The sequence below is a fragment of the Aeromonas tecta genome (assembly GCF_000820185.1).
Lineage (GTDB): Bacteria > Pseudomonadota > Gammaproteobacteria > Enterobacterales > Aeromonadaceae > Aeromonas > Aeromonas tecta.
Window position 1 is genome coordinate 230,459 of record NZ_CDCA01000010.1, and the last position, 16,288, is coordinate 246,746.

At 59.2% G+C, this 16,288-nt stretch carries 12 protein-coding genes; 5 read left to right on the forward strand and 7 right to left on the reverse strand.

What is annotated here, in order from left to right; all coding sequences use genetic code 11:
- Positions 1 to 45: 45 nt before the first annotated feature.
- From BN1137_RS02400 to BN1137_RS02430, 7 genes are all read right to left on the reverse strand, one after another.
- On the reverse strand, positions 46 to 4,887 hold the full coding sequence (locus tag BN1137_RS02400; protein ID WP_050717069.1) for an NAD-glutamate dehydrogenase: 4,842 nt from the start codon (positions 4,885 to 4,887) through the stop codon (positions 46 to 48).
- A gap of 381 nt (positions 4,888 to 5,268) precedes the next feature.
- Positions 5,269 to 5,490, reverse strand: coding sequence for a DUF2835 family protein (locus BN1137_RS02405; protein ID WP_050717136.1), 222 nt, complete (start codon positions 5,488 to 5,490; stop codon positions 5,269 to 5,271).
- 94 nt (positions 5,491 to 5,584) lie between these two features.
- Complete coding sequence (gene pepN / locus BN1137_RS02410) at positions 5,585 to 8,209, reverse strand: aminopeptidase N (protein ID WP_050717070.1); 2,625 nt, start codon at positions 8,207 to 8,209, stop codon at positions 5,585 to 5,587.
- Between the two features lie 154 nt (positions 8,210 to 8,363).
- On the reverse strand, positions 8,364 to 10,379 hold the full coding sequence (prc, locus tag BN1137_RS02415; protein ID WP_050717071.1) for a carboxy terminal-processing peptidase: 2,016 nt from the start codon (positions 10,377 to 10,379) through the stop codon (positions 8,364 to 8,366).
- A gap of 8 nt (positions 10,380 to 10,387) precedes the next feature.
- A complete protein-coding gene (gene proQ, locus BN1137_RS02420) occupies positions 10,388 to 11,026 on the reverse strand; it encodes an RNA chaperone ProQ (protein ID WP_050717072.1) in 639 nt (212 codons plus the stop codon).
- A gap of 103 nt (positions 11,027 to 11,129) precedes the next feature.
- A complete protein-coding gene (locus BN1137_RS02425; protein ID WP_050717073.1) occupies positions 11,130 to 11,588 on the reverse strand; it encodes a GAF domain-containing protein in 459 nt (152 codons plus the stop codon).
- 110 nt (positions 11,589 to 11,698) lie between these two features.
- Positions 11,699 to 12,157 carry a hypothetical protein gene (locus BN1137_RS02430; RefSeq protein ID WP_050717074.1) on the reverse strand — a complete coding sequence of 153 codons (459 nt, stop codon included), beginning with the start codon at positions 12,155 to 12,157 and terminating at the stop codon, positions 11,699 to 11,701.
- A gap of 287 nt (positions 12,158 to 12,444) precedes the next feature.
- Here BN1137_RS02430 and ccoN point away from each other — a divergent pair, with 287 nt between their 5' ends.
- From ccoN to BN1137_RS02455, 5 genes are all read left to right on the forward strand, one after another.
- Positions 12,445 to 13,869 carry a cytochrome-c oxidase, cbb3-type subunit I gene (ccoN, locus tag BN1137_RS02435; RefSeq protein ID WP_050717075.1) on the forward strand — a complete coding sequence of 475 codons (1,425 nt, stop codon included), beginning with the start codon at positions 12,445 to 12,447 and terminating at the stop codon, positions 13,867 to 13,869.
- A 16-nt stretch (positions 13,870 to 13,885) separates the two neighbouring features.
- Positions 13,886 to 14,500 carry a cytochrome-c oxidase, cbb3-type subunit II gene (gene ccoO, locus BN1137_RS02440; RefSeq protein WP_050717076.1) on the forward strand — a complete coding sequence of 205 codons (615 nt, stop codon included), beginning with the start codon at positions 13,886 to 13,888 and terminating at the stop codon, positions 14,498 to 14,500.
- Between the two features lie 11 nt (positions 14,501 to 14,511).
- Positions 14,512 to 14,691: a cbb3-type cytochrome oxidase subunit 3 gene (locus BN1137_RS02445; protein ID WP_033131822.1), complete on the forward strand. Its 180-nt coding sequence runs from the start codon at positions 14,512 to 14,514 to the stop codon at positions 14,689 to 14,691.
- Positions 14,691 to 15,680, forward strand: a complete 990-nt coding sequence (ccoP, locus tag BN1137_RS02450; RefSeq protein WP_050717077.1) for a cytochrome-c oxidase, cbb3-type subunit III — start codon at positions 14,691 to 14,693, stop codon at positions 15,678 to 15,680. The genes BN1137_RS02445 and ccoP overlap by 1 nt, the downstream gene beginning before the upstream one ends.
- 113 nt (positions 15,681 to 15,793) lie before the next feature.
- Positions 15,794 to 16,282, forward strand: a complete 489-nt coding sequence (locus BN1137_RS02455) for a FixH family protein (RefSeq protein ID WP_050717078.1) — start codon at positions 15,794 to 15,796, stop codon at positions 16,280 to 16,282.
- The last annotated feature ends 6 nt before the right edge of the window (positions 16,283 to 16,288 follow it).

The window sequence follows — 16,288 nt, forward strand, 5'->3', positions numbered from 1 at the left end:
AAAGCCCCGGCAACTGCCGGGGCTCTTGATGATGCCAATAAAACGTTAAATCGAAGTTCGGCAATTCAACTGGAGCAGGTTCAACTCTCGCAAGGCCACCGAGAACTTGGCGAACTCGTGAGTGCTGGTGGTCTTGAAGTCGGCCAACATGTGGGTCCAACGGGACAAGAGTTGCTCATGCTCCGCAATCCAGTCGGCCAGTATGGTAGCGCATTCGCCCTGCTCTTTGCACCCTTCCAGTACCACTGAGGTGAGGCTGCGTTGCTGCCAGTCCAGATCCTCGCGGAAAGAGGAGCGCGCCATCGCCTGCCAGTGGTTGCCCACCGGCTGATGGTTGATCTGCTCGAGGAACCAGTGCAGATCCAGCTTGGCACCGAGGCGGTAGTAGACGTTGGCGGCGCGCAGGATGTCGGTCTTGTGCTCCGCGGCGATCTGCGCCAGATCCAGGCTGGAGAAGAGGCTGCTCATGTGCGCCACCTGACGGGCAATGGTATCCGGCACCTGTCTGGCCACCAGCTCGGCGACCTTCTGCTGATGCTCGGCCACTTCGCTCTCGTCCATCACCTCATACAGGTGCTCTGCCAGGGTCTCGAACGCCGGGCGGAAGAAGGCGATGTTCTCGCTGATGCTCCAGCTGCGATTACGGGCACGCAGGAACCAGCGGGTGGCACGACGCACGATGCGGCGGCTGTAGAACATCAGCTCGAGCTGGGTCTCGGCGCCCATCAGGTTGTCGCACGCTTCGATGTCGCGCCACAGCTGATTGAGACCAAACACCTCGCGGGCCATGGCGAAGCAGCAGGCCACTTCGGCCACCGAGGCACCGGTCTCGTCCTTCATCCGGCTGGCAAAATTCAGCCCCATGTCGTTGACCAACATGTTGGCGACGCGAGTCGCGATGATCTCGCCGCGCAGCGGGTGCTGGGCAAGCTGGGCACCGAACTGCTGCTGCAGCTGGGCCGGGAAGCTGGTCACCAGCATGTTGGCGAGGAAGGGCTCGTCGATCACTTCCGGGCAGTTAAGCTGCTCTTTGAGCACCATCTTGCCATAGGCCACCAGCACGGCCAGCTCGGGGCGGGTCAGGCCCTGCCCGGCCGCCATCCGCTCGGACAGCTCCTCGTCGGAGGGCAGGAATTCCAGTGCGCGGTCCAGCTTGCCTTCGCGCTCGAGGCCCTGGATGAAGCGTTGCTGCTCCTTGAGCTGCTCGGCGCCACGGAAGGCGGTGACCGAGATGGACTGGGACTGGCGATAGGCGTTGGTGATGACGATCTTCGCCACCGCATCGGTCATCTCATACAGCATCTGGTTGCGCTGCTTGAGGGTCAGATCCCCGGCGGCCACCAGCTGGTTGAGCAGGATCTTGATGTTGACCTCGTTGTCGGAGCAATCCACCCCGCCCACGTTGTCGGTAAAGTCGGTGTTGATGTGACCGCCCTGGCTGGCATATTCCACCCGGCCGAGCTGGGTGAAGCCGAGGTTGCCGCCCTCGCCCACGATACGGGCACGCAGGTCACGACCATTGACCCGCAACACGTCGTTGCTGCGATCGCCGACCTCGGCATCGCTCTCGCGGGAGCTCTTCACATAGGTGCCGATGCCGCCGTTCCAGAGCAGGTCCACGTTCAGGCAGAGCAGCGCCTTGATAAGCTCATTCGGGGCCATGCTGGCCTTGTCGGTGCCGAGCAGGGTCTGCATCTGCGGACTCAGCTTGATGGACTTGGCCGAGCGCAGGAAGATGCCGCCGCCCTCGGAGAGCAGTTCGCGGTTGTAATCGTCCCAGCTGGAGCCCGGCAAATCAAACAGGCGCTGGCGCTCGACGAAGCTCTGGGCGGCGTTCGGGGTCGGGTCGATAAAGATGTGCATGTGGTTGAACGCGCCCACCAGCTGGGTGTGCTCGGAGAGCAGCATGCCGTTGCCGAACACGTCGCCGGCCATGTCACCGATCCCCACACAGGTGAAGTCGCTGGTCTGGCAGTTGAGGCCGACTTCGCGGAAGTGACGCTTGACCGATTCCCAGGCGCCGCGCGCGGTGATGGCCATCTTCTTGTGGTCATAACCGACCGAGCCACCGGAGGCGAACGCGTCGCCGAGCCAGTGGCCGTATTCGTGGCTCAACTCGTTGGCGATGTCGGAGAAGGTCGCAGTGCCCTTGTCGGCGGCGACCACCAGGTAGTAGTCATCCTCGTCGTGGCGTACCACGTCTTTGGGCGGGATCACCTCCCCCTGGATGATGTTGTCGGTTACATCGAGCAGGCCGCGGATGAACAGGCGATAGCAAGCCTTGCCCTCTTCCTGGATGATGGCGCGAGGGGCGCCGACCGGCATCTGCTTGCAGTAGAAGCAACCCTTGGCGCCGACCGGCACGATGACGGTGTTCTTGACCTGCTGCGCCTTGACCAGACCCAGCACTTCGGTACGGAAGTCTTCCTTGCGATCGGACCAGCGCAGACCGCCACGGGCAACCTTGCCCCAGCGCAGATGCACCCCTTCCACCCGCGGCGAATAGACGAAGATCTCGAATTTCGGCAGCGGCAGCGGCATGTCGGTGATGCTGGACGGGGCCAGCTTGAAGGAGATGTAGGGCTTGATCTCGCCTTGCGCGTCCCGCTGATAGAAGTTGGTGCGCAAGGTGGCGTCGATCATCTCCATGTAGCGGCGGATGATGCGATCGTCATCGAGGTTGGCGACCTGATCCAGCTTAGCGGCGAGCTGGTCGTGCAGTTGCTGCTGCGCCTTGGCGTCTTGCTTGATGGCGGGATTGAGGCGCTGCTCGAACAGGGCGAACAACAGCTGGGCAATCTCGGGATAACGGGTCAGGGTCTCTTCGATGTAGGACTGGCTGAAGGAGACGCCGGTCTGGCGCATGTATTTGGCATAGGCCCGCAGCACCGAGACCTGACGGCCGGTGAGGCTGGCGCCCAGTACCAGACGGTTGAAGCCGTCATCTTCCAGGGTCTTGTTCCAGACGCCGGCGAAGGCTTGCTGGAAGCGCTGCTGGCTCTGGGCCAGGTCGAAGGGCTGATCGCCGCGCAGCAGCATGGAGAAGTCGAGGATCCAGAACACTTCCCCGGTCGGGGTGCGTACCTGATACGGGGTCTCGCCGATGATGCGCAGCCCCATGTTTTCCAGCATGGGCAGCACATCGGACAGGTGAATGGGTTCGGTGCGGTGGAACAGCTTGAGCCGTACCCGACGATCGTTCTCCTCTTCCTGGGCGCGGTAGAACAACATGCCAAGGGGCTCGGCCTCGCTCAGGTTGTCCAGTGCCATGATGTCGGCCACGGCAGAGCCCGGCAGCACATCTTCCTTGTAGGCACGGGGGAAGGCGGTACTGAACCGGCGACGCAAGCCATTGCCACGGGCCTCGCCATAATGGGAGAGCAGTACGGAGTCGAGGCGGTCGTCCCAGCTACGGGCGGCTTCGATCAGGTTGTTTTGTACTTCGTTCACATCCACATCCACGTTGTTATTGTTGACCCGCACTATGTAGTGGGTCCGGGCCAGCACGCCTTCGGAGAAGTAGACGTTGAACTCCACCTCGTCGTTGCTGCCAAAATATTTCTGCAATATCTGCTGGGTCTTGACCCGCAGCGCGGTGTTGTAGCGCTCCTTGGTGACATAGACCATGCAGGAGAAGAAGCGGCCATACACATCCCGGCGCACGAACAGGCGCAGCATGTCGCGCTCCTGCATCTCCAGCACCCCGAGACCGGTGGCCAGCAGCTCCTCTTCGCGGGCTTGAATGAGCTCATCGCGCGGGTAGGTTTCCAAGACGTTGAGCAGTGCCTTGTAGGCGTGGGAGCCTTTCTCGTGGCCGGAGGCCGCCATGATGCGCTCGAGGCGATGGCTGATGAGAGGGATCTGGGTCGCGCTGGTGTTGTAGATGGACGAGGCGTACAGACCGATGAAGCGATCCTCCCCCACTACCTTGCCATGCTCGTCGAAGCGCTTGATGCCGATGTAATCCACATAGGCCGGACGGTGAACGCGGGCCTTGCTGTTGGATTTGGTGAGGATCAGCAAGTCGGAGCTCAGGGCCGCGTGGCGGGCGCTGGCGGGCATGTTGCCCAAACGCTGGCCTTCATCCTTGATGGAGTTTTTCATCAGGCCGAGGCTCGAATCCGCCAGTGGCAGGATCTCGTGATCCCCTTCCACCGCCTTGACGTCATAGCGGCGATAACCCATCAGGGTGAAGTTGTTGGCCGCCACCCATTTGAGGAAGGCGACGCTGGAATCGACCTCGGCCTGGCTGACCGGGTTCTTGCGCTTGGGCAATTCTGCGATGATCTCGTTGAGGCGAGCCAGCATGGGTTGCCAGTCCCCCACCGCCAGCGCCACTTCACCGGCCACGGATTTCAGCTCGGCGGCCAGCGCCTCCATCTGCTCGTCACCGGTCAGATGATCGATCTCGATGAGGAAGGCGGTTTCCACCGAGGTCTGCTCTGCGGTGTTGTCGAGTTCCAGAATGGCGCTAATCTTGCCTTCGCTGCCGCGAATGAGGTGCAGCGGTTGATGCAGCATCATGTGGGCGGTGATATTGAGGCGCTTCAAGGCCATGCGGATGGAGTCCACCAGGAAAGGCGTGTCCTGCAAGATGATCTCGACAATGGTATGGGGAGACTGCCATCCGTGGCGGGTCAGCTCGGGGTTGTAAACCCGGATATAGGGACTAGTGCTGGTGCGCTGGTTGAGCGCATTCCACAGACTGAGCGCGGCACCGTAGAGATCGCTGTCATTGCGATCGTGCAGATCGGTGCTGGCCATGTTGCCGTAGAACTTGGCGACGAAGCACTCGACCAAAGAGGCACTCTTCTTGGGCAACTTTTGATGGATCAGGCTGAGAACGTTTTCGAGCAGAACTGAGGTAGGGGCGTCTTTCAATGCCATTGCTAGTTTCCTTATCGGACGACATCACCGACACATGGGTAACCACGCTGGATACCCACCGGTACAGAGTTGCTGCGAAGTGTAATGGCTTGGATCATGGAAGGCGAGCAATGGTGATAACGGGATGTTAAAAACAAGGGGCAGATCACGGCTTGGGTTGTGATAAATTTTGCCAAGTCGCCAAAAATCAGAAAATCTCACTGCCTTTAAGCAAATTAACCGGATAGATAGTGACTTAAAGCAGATATTTACCCGGAAATATGTTCAAGTTTTGTTAATTTATGCGTTTTACAGAAACAGGCAGAATTCCCTGCTGGCTTTATCGCCAAAAGCGGTCATCCCCACTACCCATCTCGGCGAGGATCGCTAGATTATTCGACGCTAATTGACTCTCTCTAGCCTCACAAAGCGGTGATCATCCTCCGTGGTCAGCCGGAAATGGCCGTGGACACCGTTGGTGGCGACGAAAGCGCGGATTTTTTCCAACCCCAGCTCCAGGGTCAGCCCCTGCTCGGTGCGCACCACCAACCGCTTGGCCTGCCCCTGATACATCAGCATGATCTCATCGCGGCCGAGGGCCAGCCGAAAAGTATATTGCCGCACATTGGCTCCTTGATTGCCCTGACGGGTCTCATCATCAAACGAAACGGGCAGGAGATCATGGCTCCCCTGCCCGTCATTCATATTCAACCGCCGTTTACTGCGCCAGCGCCTTGCTCACCTTCTCGAATAGATCCCGTGCCAGACAATCCAGCTTGGCCAAGCGGGTCAGCTCGGTGCGGATCAGGGTCTTGCGTCCCTCATCGAGTCGCTTGAACTGAATGAGCGGGGTGATGAGGCGGGACGCCACCTGGGGATTGACCTCGTTGAGCTCGATCAACAGGTCGGTCAGGAAGCGGTAGCCGCTGCCATCACGCGCATGGAACTGCGCCTGGTTGTTCATGGCAAAGCTGCCCACCAGGGCCCGCAGCCGGTTCGGGTTGCGGATGCTGAAGGTCGGGTGCGCCATGGCCTGCTTCACCTCGACCAGCACATCGGCGGCGGGTTTGCTGCCGACCAGTCGCAACCAGTTGTCCAGCACCAGGCCATCGTGGGCCCACTTGCCTTCAAAATCGGCAAGCAGCGCGGCGCGGCATGGCAGCAGATGGGTGTTGGCCACCTGCAACGCCATCAGGGTGTCGGTCATATTGTCGGCCTGAGCGTATTGCTGGCGCACCAGGGCATCGGCCTGCTCCGGGTTCAATGCTGCCAGATAGCCGAGTACCACGGCTTTCAGGGCACGCTTGGCCACGTCCGCATGCACCACCTTGTAGCCGGTCAGGCGCAGACTCTCATAGCTTGCTGCCAACCGCGTCCCGAAGGCCGCGGCCAGTTGAGCCTGAATGGCGTCTCGTACTTGATGGATGGCATCGATGTCGGCGCTGTCGAACAGCTCGGCCAGGGTCGCCTCCCCCGGCAGGGCCAACAGCTCGGCCTTGAGCGCCAGATCGAGCGACTCATCTTCAAAGATGGCGACGAAGGCCGCCAGCAGGGTGGCGGAGAGTGCCAGCTCCCGTCCTTGCTGAACCTGGCTTACGCCCGCGATCACCGCCTTGTTGACCAGCATCTGGGCCGCGTCCCAACGGGCAAACTCGTTACGGGCATGGCGCATCAGGAAGGCCAGGTCTTCATCGCTGTAGTCAAAGTGCAGCTTGACCGGGGCACTGAAGTCTCGCAGCAGGGAGATGACTGGCTTGGTGGGCACCCGATCGAACACGAAGGTCTGCTCCGCCTCCAGCACGTTCAGCACCTGGGCGATGGCCTTACCCTGATACTGCAACGGGATCACCGCACCGCGCTCGTCATACAGCTCGATGTCGAGGGGAATGTGCAACGGCAGCTTCTGGGGTTGATCCTGGGTCGGTGGCGTGTGCTGACGCACGTACAAACGGTAGGTGCCGGTGGCGGCGTCGTATTCATCCGCCACGGTGAGCTCGGGGGTACCGGATTGGCTGTACCAGCGACGGAAACGGCCGAGATCGACGCCGGAGGCATCTTCCATCGCCTGCACGAAGTCATCACAGGTGACCGCCTGACCGTCGTGACGCTCGAAGTAGAGCTTCATCCCGGCCTGGAAGTTCGCCTCACCCAGCAGGGTGTGCAGCATGCGGATCACTTCCGAGCCCTTCTCGTAGACGGTCAGGGTGTAGAAGTTGTTCATCTCGATCACCACATCCGGGCGGATGGGATGCGCCATGGGACCGGCGTCTTCGGCAAACTGCGGGCCGCGCACGGTGCGCACATTGTTGATGCGGTTGACCCCGCGCGAGCCCAGATCGGAGGAGAACTCCTGATCCCGGAACACGGTCAGCCCCTCTTTCAGGCTGAGCTGGAACCAGTCGCGGCAAGTGACGCGGTTGCCGGTCCAGTTATGGAAATACTCGTGGCCGATGACCCGCTCGATGCCGTGGTAATCGGTGTCGGTGGCGGTGGCGGGGTTGGCCAGCACGAACTTGGAGTTGAAGATGTTCAGCCCCTTGTTCTCCATGGCGCCCATGTTGAAGAAGTCCACCGCGACGATCATGTAGATGTCGAGGTCATACTCGAGGCCGAAACGCTGCTCGTCCCAGCGCATGGAGTTGATGAGGCTCTCCATGGCAAAACCGGCACGATCCAGGTTGCCCTTGTCGACGAAGATCTCGAGCGCCACATCACGGCCACTCTTGGTGCGGTAGCTGCTGCGCTCGACGTCAAAATCTCCGGCCACCAGGGCGAACAAATAGCTGGGTTTGGGGAAAGGATCCTGCCACTGCACGAAGTGGCGGCCCCCATCCAGATCGCCGCTCTCGACCTTGTTACCGTTGGATAGCAGGAAGGGATATTTGGCCTTGTCGGCACTGATGCGGGTGCTGTAGCGCGCCAGGATGTCGGGGCGGTCGAGGTAATAGGTGATACGGCGGAAGCCCTCGGCCTCACACTGGGTGCAATAGGCATCACCGGACTTGTAGAGCCCCTCCAGCGCGGTGTTGGCGGCGGGATCCAGCTCGGTGACTATGGTCAGCACGCATTCGGCCGGCAGGTTGAACAGGGTCAGGCTGCTCTCGCCTTGCTCGTACTGGCTGAAGGGAATGCCATCGACGCTGATACTCTGCAGCACAAGCCCTTCACCGTCCAGCACCAGCGGATCCTTGTGCTCGCCGTTGCGACGCAGGCGGGAGATGGCGGTGACCAGGGTCTTGGGCTCTTGCAACTGGAAATCGAGATCGATGCTGTCAATCCAGTAGAGCGGCGCCTGGTAATCCTGGCGATATTTGGCCGTCATGGCCTGGGAGAGTTCGGTCATTATTGTCTGCTTCCACGCGTTGTTATTGACGAGTCAGAGGCTGTCACAACCGATCGGCAGGGTCAAACAGTTTGCATTTCGCAGGCGGGAGACAATCAAAAAGAAAGGGCGACCTGAGTCGCCCTTTTTATCATTTATATCGCTGCGTTATCGGCTAGCTTTTCTTGCTCAACCGAGCCAGATCCGCCGTGATATTCGCGGCTTCAATCTGATACTCGTCGGGCGCCACAAAATCGGTCGGCAACGCATCCAGGCTCTTCACCGTCGGCTTGCCAAGACGGATCAGTCGCTCATTGGCTCGCGCCAGCGCTTTCTCGTCCTGCTTGGCCTGCTCGGCCAGCCGCTCGGCTTCGTTCAGGGAGACTGACTTCTTGTCCTTGTCCGCCTGATATTCCTTGATGTCCTGCATCACGTAGGCAAATTCAGGATCCTTGTTGATCCGTACCTCGTGATCGCTCTTCAGCTTGGCGAGCAGGCTGGAGAAGTCCCCCAACTTGTCGTAACTGGCCGAGGCGATTTTGTCCCAGGGCAGCGCATTGAACTCCTGACTCTCCCCGGTCTCGCCCGGTGTGGCGGCGGTGGGGAAGCCGATGTCAGGCGCGACACCCTTGTTCTGGGTGCTGCCACCGTTGATCCGGTAGAACTTGGCGATGGTGTACTGCACGTGACCCAGCGGCTGCTCGTAGAAGTCATAGACCTTGGCCAGACTGCGATGCTGCTGCACCGTGCCCTTACCAAACGAGTTTTCACCCAGGATCAGGGCGCGACCATAGTCTTGCATGGCGGCGGCGAAGATCTCGGAGGCCGAGGCACTGTAGCGGTCAATCATCACCGACATCGGGCCGCCATAGTAGACATTGCCGTCATCGTCGCCATTGACCGTGATACGGCCCATGTGATCACGGATCTGCACCACGGGACCGCTGGTGAAGAACAGGCCACTCAACGCCGAGGCTTCGGTCAGGGCGCCACCACCGTTACCACGCAGATCGACGATGAGACCATCAATCTTCTGCTTGTTGAGGCTGGAGAGCTCCTTGATGACGTCGTCATGCAGGTTGACGTAGAAGCTCGGGATCTCGAGTACCCCTATCTTCTTGCCTTCCGCATTGATCACCTTGGACTTGGCGGCCCTGTCTTCCAGGCGCACCTTGTCGCGGGTCAGCTCGATGAGTTCGGTCTTGGCGCTGGCGCCCTTGCCGCGCTGGATCTCCAGCTTCACCTTGCTGCCTTTGGGGCCCTTGATGAGTTCGACCACGTCGTCCAGACGCCAGCCAATCACATCGACAATCTTGCCATCGTCCTGCCCTACCCCGGTTATCTTGTCATCGGGCTTGAGGTGATTGGACTTGGCGGCCGGGCCACCGGGCACCAGGGAGCGGATGACGGTGAAGTCATCCTCTGCCTGTAGCACCGCACCAATCCCTTCCAGCGAGAGGTTCATCTCGGTGTTGAAGCGATCGGCACTGCGCGGCGACAAATAGCTGGTGTGCGGCTCGATGGCGCGGGCGAAGGAGTTCATGAAGAGCTGGAACACGTCCTCGCTCTCGGTCTGGGACATCCGCTTGATGGCGTTGTTGTAACGCTTGCCAAGCAGCTCCTTGATCTCGGGCCACTCTTTGCCGCTGAGTTTGAGGCTCAGGGCATCGAACTTGACCCGCTGGCGCCACAGTTCATTGAGCTCGCCCTCATCCTTGGGCCATGCCGCCCCTTCCCGATCGAAGATGTAGTTATCTTTCTGGGTGAAATCGAAGGGAGTGTCGAGCAGTTTAAGGGCGTATTCGAACCGCTCGTAACGCCGCTGCTGGCTCAGGTTGAACATCTCGTAGGCAGGCGCCAACCGTCCTCTTTCGAGATCGGTGTCAAAACCGGTACGGTATTTTTCAAAACGGCTGATGTCAGAGGCCAAAAACAGGTTGCGGCTGTAGTCCAGATTCTCCAGATACTTGTCGAAGATCACGGAGGAAAAGGCATCGTCCAGCTTGAACTGTTTGTAATGGGAGCGGGTAAACAGATTGGCAATTCGCTTGCTGGCCGTAGCATGTTGGCTCTCCTGAGCCAACACAGGCAAATCACTTTCCTTGAGCACCGGCTCGATGGCCTGTGCAAGCCCGGCAAGCGCCAGGCTACAGGCAACGAGGGAAAAACGAATTACGCCATGCTTCAACATTTGTCTCCTTAGAGAACCAGATGCTCGAACTTGACCCGCAACATCATGCCGGTCTGCAATTGAACCTGTACGTCGTCCTTGGTCACTTCCTTGATGGTCGCGGGGACAGGGTTCTTGCCGAGCACAACGCGCACACCCTGATCCACTTTCAGCGTAGCGGCATCTACTTTCACCAGCGGAGCTTCAGCAACGGGAGCGGCCTTGGGGGCGGCTTTCGGCTTGTCGGAACGGACGGCATCGGCCTTGCGTGGCGCGGGACGGCGCGGCTGCTTTGGCTTGTCTTCCTTTTCCTTGGTATTGGTGCGGCGGCTGGCAAAGACACGTTCTTTGCTCTCTTTCAGCGCCTGCTTGGCATGTTCGATGTGCTCTTCGGTCAGCACTTCGCCCGGGTTCCCGTCCAGATCGACACGGGCCTGGCCGGCCTTGAGGCCATGCAGGTAACGCCAGCTGGAGGTGTATTGACGCAGAGCAGAGCGCAGCATGGTCTTGGAGACTCTCTCGTCGTCAGCAAGACGCGCGGCCAGATCCTGGAAGATGCCAATCTTGAGTGGCTTGGCCTCTCCTTCAGCGATGAAGCAGGCCGGGAATTTCTCGACCAGGTAGGCGACGATCTCTTTACTGTTCTTCAGCTTTTCAGTGTTTTCCATGTATAACCTTGGCTTTCATATAGACGTACGGGCACATCCCCGAACACAACAAAGGCCCTATTATAGAGAGCTTGGGGCCTTTTGCGAACCATCTAGCAATGACTTAGAGCATGCTTTCCAAAATTTGCACCGTTTCTTCCAGGCCAATTCGGTCTTCCTGGTCGAAACGGTTAAAAATCGGACTGTCCACATCGAGGACCCCGATGATCTCACCGCCACGACGCAGCGGGATAACAATTTCCGAGTTGCTGGCACCGTCACAGGCGATGTGACCGGCAAACTGGTGCACGTCGTCCACCAACTGGGTCTTGTCCTCGGCCACCGCGGTGCCACAGACGCCGCGCCCGACCGGAATGCGCACGCAGGCCGGTTTTCCCTGGAAGGGGCCCAGCACCAGGGTGTCGCCCTGCAACAGATAAAAGCCGACCCAGTTGATCTCGGCCAGCTCCTGATTGAGCAGCGCGGACAGATTGGCCAGGTTGGCGATCATATCCGGCTCCCCTTCCAGCAGCGCCTGGGCCTGCTGGTTGAGAGTGCGATAAAATGCTTGTTTTTCAATCATGATTAAATGAACTTCACTCCTTGATAATCACTGCAAGGTACCGACCTGCCTGAAAAATTCAAATCAAATTTCACTGATGCCCCCCGCTTGGCGCCAAATAATACGCAGATTTAACGGGTGACGGAGAGCGCCAGTTGCTGGCGCTGGCCATTGCTCCACTCGATATTGAGCAGCCAGGTCATGGTTGCCGAGGTGCAAGACCCCACCTGCGCCTTTGCCTGCCAGCCACCCTCGCCGGCGTCAAATTGCACCGGGATTTGGCCCATAAACATCTCTTTCCCCTCGAGCCAGGCCTTGACCGGGGTAATGGCCGGTGACCCGCCCTGAAGACGTAACACAAAGTCATGTTCAGCCTTGACTGACACCCCATCCACCCTCGCCGTCAGCGGTACATCACCGACGGAGAAGCTGCACGGGCTGTGGGACAGATCACAAATCTGATCATTTTCTGCCTGTGGCGGCGTCGTTTGCGGGCCCGCAAACCAGGTCCGATAGGCCACCAGGGCGAGCAAAATGGCCATCACAATGATTAAATGCCCGATTTTGCGTGAAGTGAGTCTCTCTTTCATGAAAAAACAGCCTTGTAAGGTACTTTAAAAATGCGATTTTCGTGATCTCGCGCAAGGTAAAAACTGGCGAGCATGAGACCCGTCGGAGCCAAATATATCACTGTTTGTACTGTTATTTTACCGGTCAGTTCAGTATCATTCTCAATGAATTTTCATTTAACCACCTTTTGCTTTTCCTTTTATTAACAGATGTTAACGAGAGGATTTCGCAAAACCTGGCTGAAAATGGTCCTGGTCACCGGACGAAAAAAATCAAACAACAGCAGCATCGGAAGCGGAATACAACGATGAGCCATACAACACACCATCCTGAGTACAACTACACCGTTGTGCGCCAGTTCACCGTCATGACGATCGTCTGGGGAATTGTCGGCATGTCGGTAGGCGTACTGATCGCAGCCCAGTTGATCTGGCCTGCCCTCAACTTCGATACCCCCTGGCTGACCTACAGTCGCCTTCGCCCCCTGCACACCAACGCGGTCATCTTCGCCTTTGGCTGTAGTGCCCTGATGGCCACCTCCTTCTACGTGGTGCAACGCACCTGTCAGACCCGACTGTTTGGCGGCAAACTTGCCTCCTTCGTGTTCTGGGGTTGGCAGGCGATTATCCTCTCGGCCGCCATCTCGCTGCCGCTGGGATACACCACCTCCAAGGAGTATGCCGAGCTGGAGTGGCCCATCGACATCGCCATCACCGTGGTCTGGGTCGCCTACGCCATCGTCTTCTTTGGTACCCTGGCCAAGCGCACCACCTCCCACATCTATGTGGCGAACTGGTTCTTTGGCGCCTTCATCATCACGGTTGCCGTGCTGCACATCGTCAACAACATGGAGATACCGGTCTCCGGCATGAAGTCCTACTCCATGTATTCCGGTGCCATGGATGCCATGGTGCAGTGGTGGTATGGCCACAACGCGGTTGGCTTCCTGCTGACGGCCGGCTTCCTTGGCATGATGTACTACTTCGTGCCCAAGCAGGCGGGGCGTCCGGTTTATTCCTACCGTCTCTCCATCGTCCACTTCTGGGCGCTGATCTCCCTCTATATCTGGGCCGGTCCGCACCACCTGCACTATACCGCCCTGCCCGACTGGGCACAGTCCCTCGGCATGGTGATGTCGCTCATCCTGTTCGTCCCCTCCTGGGGCGGCATGATCAACGGCATCATGACCCTGTCCGGCGCCTGGCACAAACTGCGTTATGACCCCATCCTGCGCTTCCTGATCGTGTCCCTGTCGTTCTACGGCATGTCCACCTTCGAAGGCCCGATGATGGCCATCAAGACCGTCAACGCGCTCTCCCATTACACCGACTGGACCATAGGTCACGTCCACTCCGGCGCGCTGGGCTGGGTTGCCATGGTATCCATCGGCGCCGTGTATCACCTGATCCCTAACCTGTTCGATCAAGGCCGCATGTACAGCATCCGCCTCATCAACGTCCACTTCTGGCTGGCGACCGTGGGCACAGTGCTCTACATCGTCTCCATGTGGATTTCAGGTGTGATGCAGGGTCTGATGTGGCGTGCGGTCAACGACGACGGCACCCTGACCTACAGCTTCGTGGAAGCCCTGCAGGCCTCTTATCCCTTCTACTTCGTGCGCTTCCTGGGTGGCTGCTTCTTCGTCACCGGTATGTTGCTGATGGCCTACAACGCCTATCGCACCATCACTGCGCCCAAGGGTTCCTTGGAACCCGTCGCACAGCCAGCATGATTGAAGAGGTCAACCCATGAGCAACAATAATCGTCACGAGATCTTTGAAAAGAGCGTTCCCATGCTGGTGGTCGGCATCATCTTTGCCATCAGCCTGGGGGGCCTGGTCGAAATCACCCCATTGTTCTTCCAAAAGCAGACCACCGAGCCGGTGGAGGGCCTCAAGCCCTACACCGCGCTGCAGATGGAAGGGCGCGACATCTTCATCCGTGAAGGCTGCACCGTCTGTCACAGCCAGATGATCCGACCGTTCCGCGCCGAGACCGAGCGCTACGGCCATTACTCGGTTGCCGGTGAGAGCGTGTGGGAGCACCCCTTCCTGTGGGGCTCCAAGCGTACCGGTCCGGACTTGGCCCGGGTCGGCGGTCGTTATTCCGATGACTGGCACCGCGCTCACCTGATCAACCCGCGCGACGTGGTGCCCGAGTCCAACATGCCCTCCTTCCCCTGGCTCGAGACCAATGTGCTGACCGGCGAACTGACCGGCAAGAAGCTGGCACTGTTCCGGGATCACTTCGGCGTGCCTTATACCGATGCTGACATTCAGGGTGCGAGCGAAGCCGTGAAAGGCAAGACCGAGCTGGATGCCCTGGTGGCCTATCTGCAATCACTGGGTCATGCCCTGAAATAAGGAGTCGGGATATGGATTACGGCACATTTCGCGGCCTGTACACCTTGCTGTTGATGATCATCATGATCGCCATCATCGTCTGGGCTTACAGCAAGCGCCGCAAGGCCTCCTTCGACGAGGCTGCCAACCTGGTTTTTGCCGATGATGAGCAACCCAGTGCTGATAACAAGAACGCAGGAGCGAAGCAATAATGAGCACTTTGTTTAGCATTTTTGTGACCGTCATAAGTCTGGGCACCATTATCGGCTGCTTCTTGCTGCTGATGTGGTGCATGAAGGACAAGATGGGCACCGAAGAGGGTCAGCCCATGGGCCACACCTTCGACGGCATCGAAGAGATCAACAACCCGTTGCCGAAGTGGTGGTCCTACATGTTCCTCTTCTTCATCGTGACCGGGCTGGTCTACCTGCTCGCCTTCCCGGGGCTGGGCAACTGGAAGGGTCTGCTGGGCTGGCAGAGCTCCAACCAGGACATTCGCTCCCTGGCAGACTCCAAGGCCGCAGTGGCCTCCGCCAAGGCGGAAGGTCGCGCGGTCGAGTATGACCGCGAGCTGGCCAAGGCCGATGAAGTCTATGGTGCCAAGTTCCGCGAGCTGGCCTATCAGGCCGACGGCAAGAGCTACCGCCCCATCGAGGAGATAGCGGCCGATCCGGAGGCCCGCAAGGTGGGTCAACGTCTGTTCCTGCAAAACTGCTCCCAGTGTCATGGCTCCGATGCCCGTGGCGGTCGCGGCTTCCCGAACCTGACCGACAGCGAGTGGCAATGGGGCGGCCAGCCTGATCAGATCAAGACCACCATCATGGGCGGTCGGCAGGGGATCATGGCGGCCTGGGGCGAGATCCTGGGGCAAGATGGCGTCAAGGAAGTGGCCTCCTATGTGCTGAGCCTGTCCGGCCGCAAGGTCGATCTGGTGGAAGCCAAGAAGGGGGAAGCCCGTTTCGCCATGTGCGCCGCCTGTCACGGCCCGGATGCCAAGGGCGGCATCGCCTTCGGTGCACCTGACCTCACCAACAACACCTGGTTGTACGGTGGCTCCCGTCAGGTGGTCGAGCAGACCATCACCCACGGTCGCCACGGCGTCATGCCCGCCTGGAAGGATATTCTGGGAGAAGACAAGGTTCAGCTGCTGGCGTCCTACGTCTATAGCTTGTCCCACAATGCAGGGCAAAATAAGCAGTAACATGTGATAAGCACGTGATTACGCAGCAAAAAGCCTCGACTCTTCGGGGCTTTTTGTTATCTTGTGTTGTCTGAAAAACCTCCTTTTTGTTAATCATAGGTTTCGGTAGCACTATGACTCAACCCTGGTATCGCCAGTTCTGGCCCTGGTTCATCATCGCCCTCCCTTGCGCCGCCGTGGTCGCGAGCATCGCCACCGCCATCATCGCCAGCAAGGACGGTGTCAACCTGGTGGCCGAAGACTATTACAAGCAGGGCAAGGAGATTAATCAGGATCTCAGCAAGTTCGATCGCGCCGAGGCGCTGCACATTCGCATCGCCCTCGCGGTCAACGGCAACGAACTGACCCTCAACCCCCTCGCCGGCGATATCCCGCCCGGACAGGCGCTGCATGTTTCCCTGTTCCACCCCACCCTGGCCGGCATGGACAGCGAACACCTGATCACCGCCGACGGCAATGGCATCTATCGCCTGCACCTGGACAAGGCCCCCACCGGCAAGTGGCACATTCGGGTCGATGCCTTCGATCACGAGTGGCGACTGCAAGAGACGGTACAACTGCCAACCAAGGCCCCCATCGAACTCGATCCCAAGGGACGTTAAGCCGTG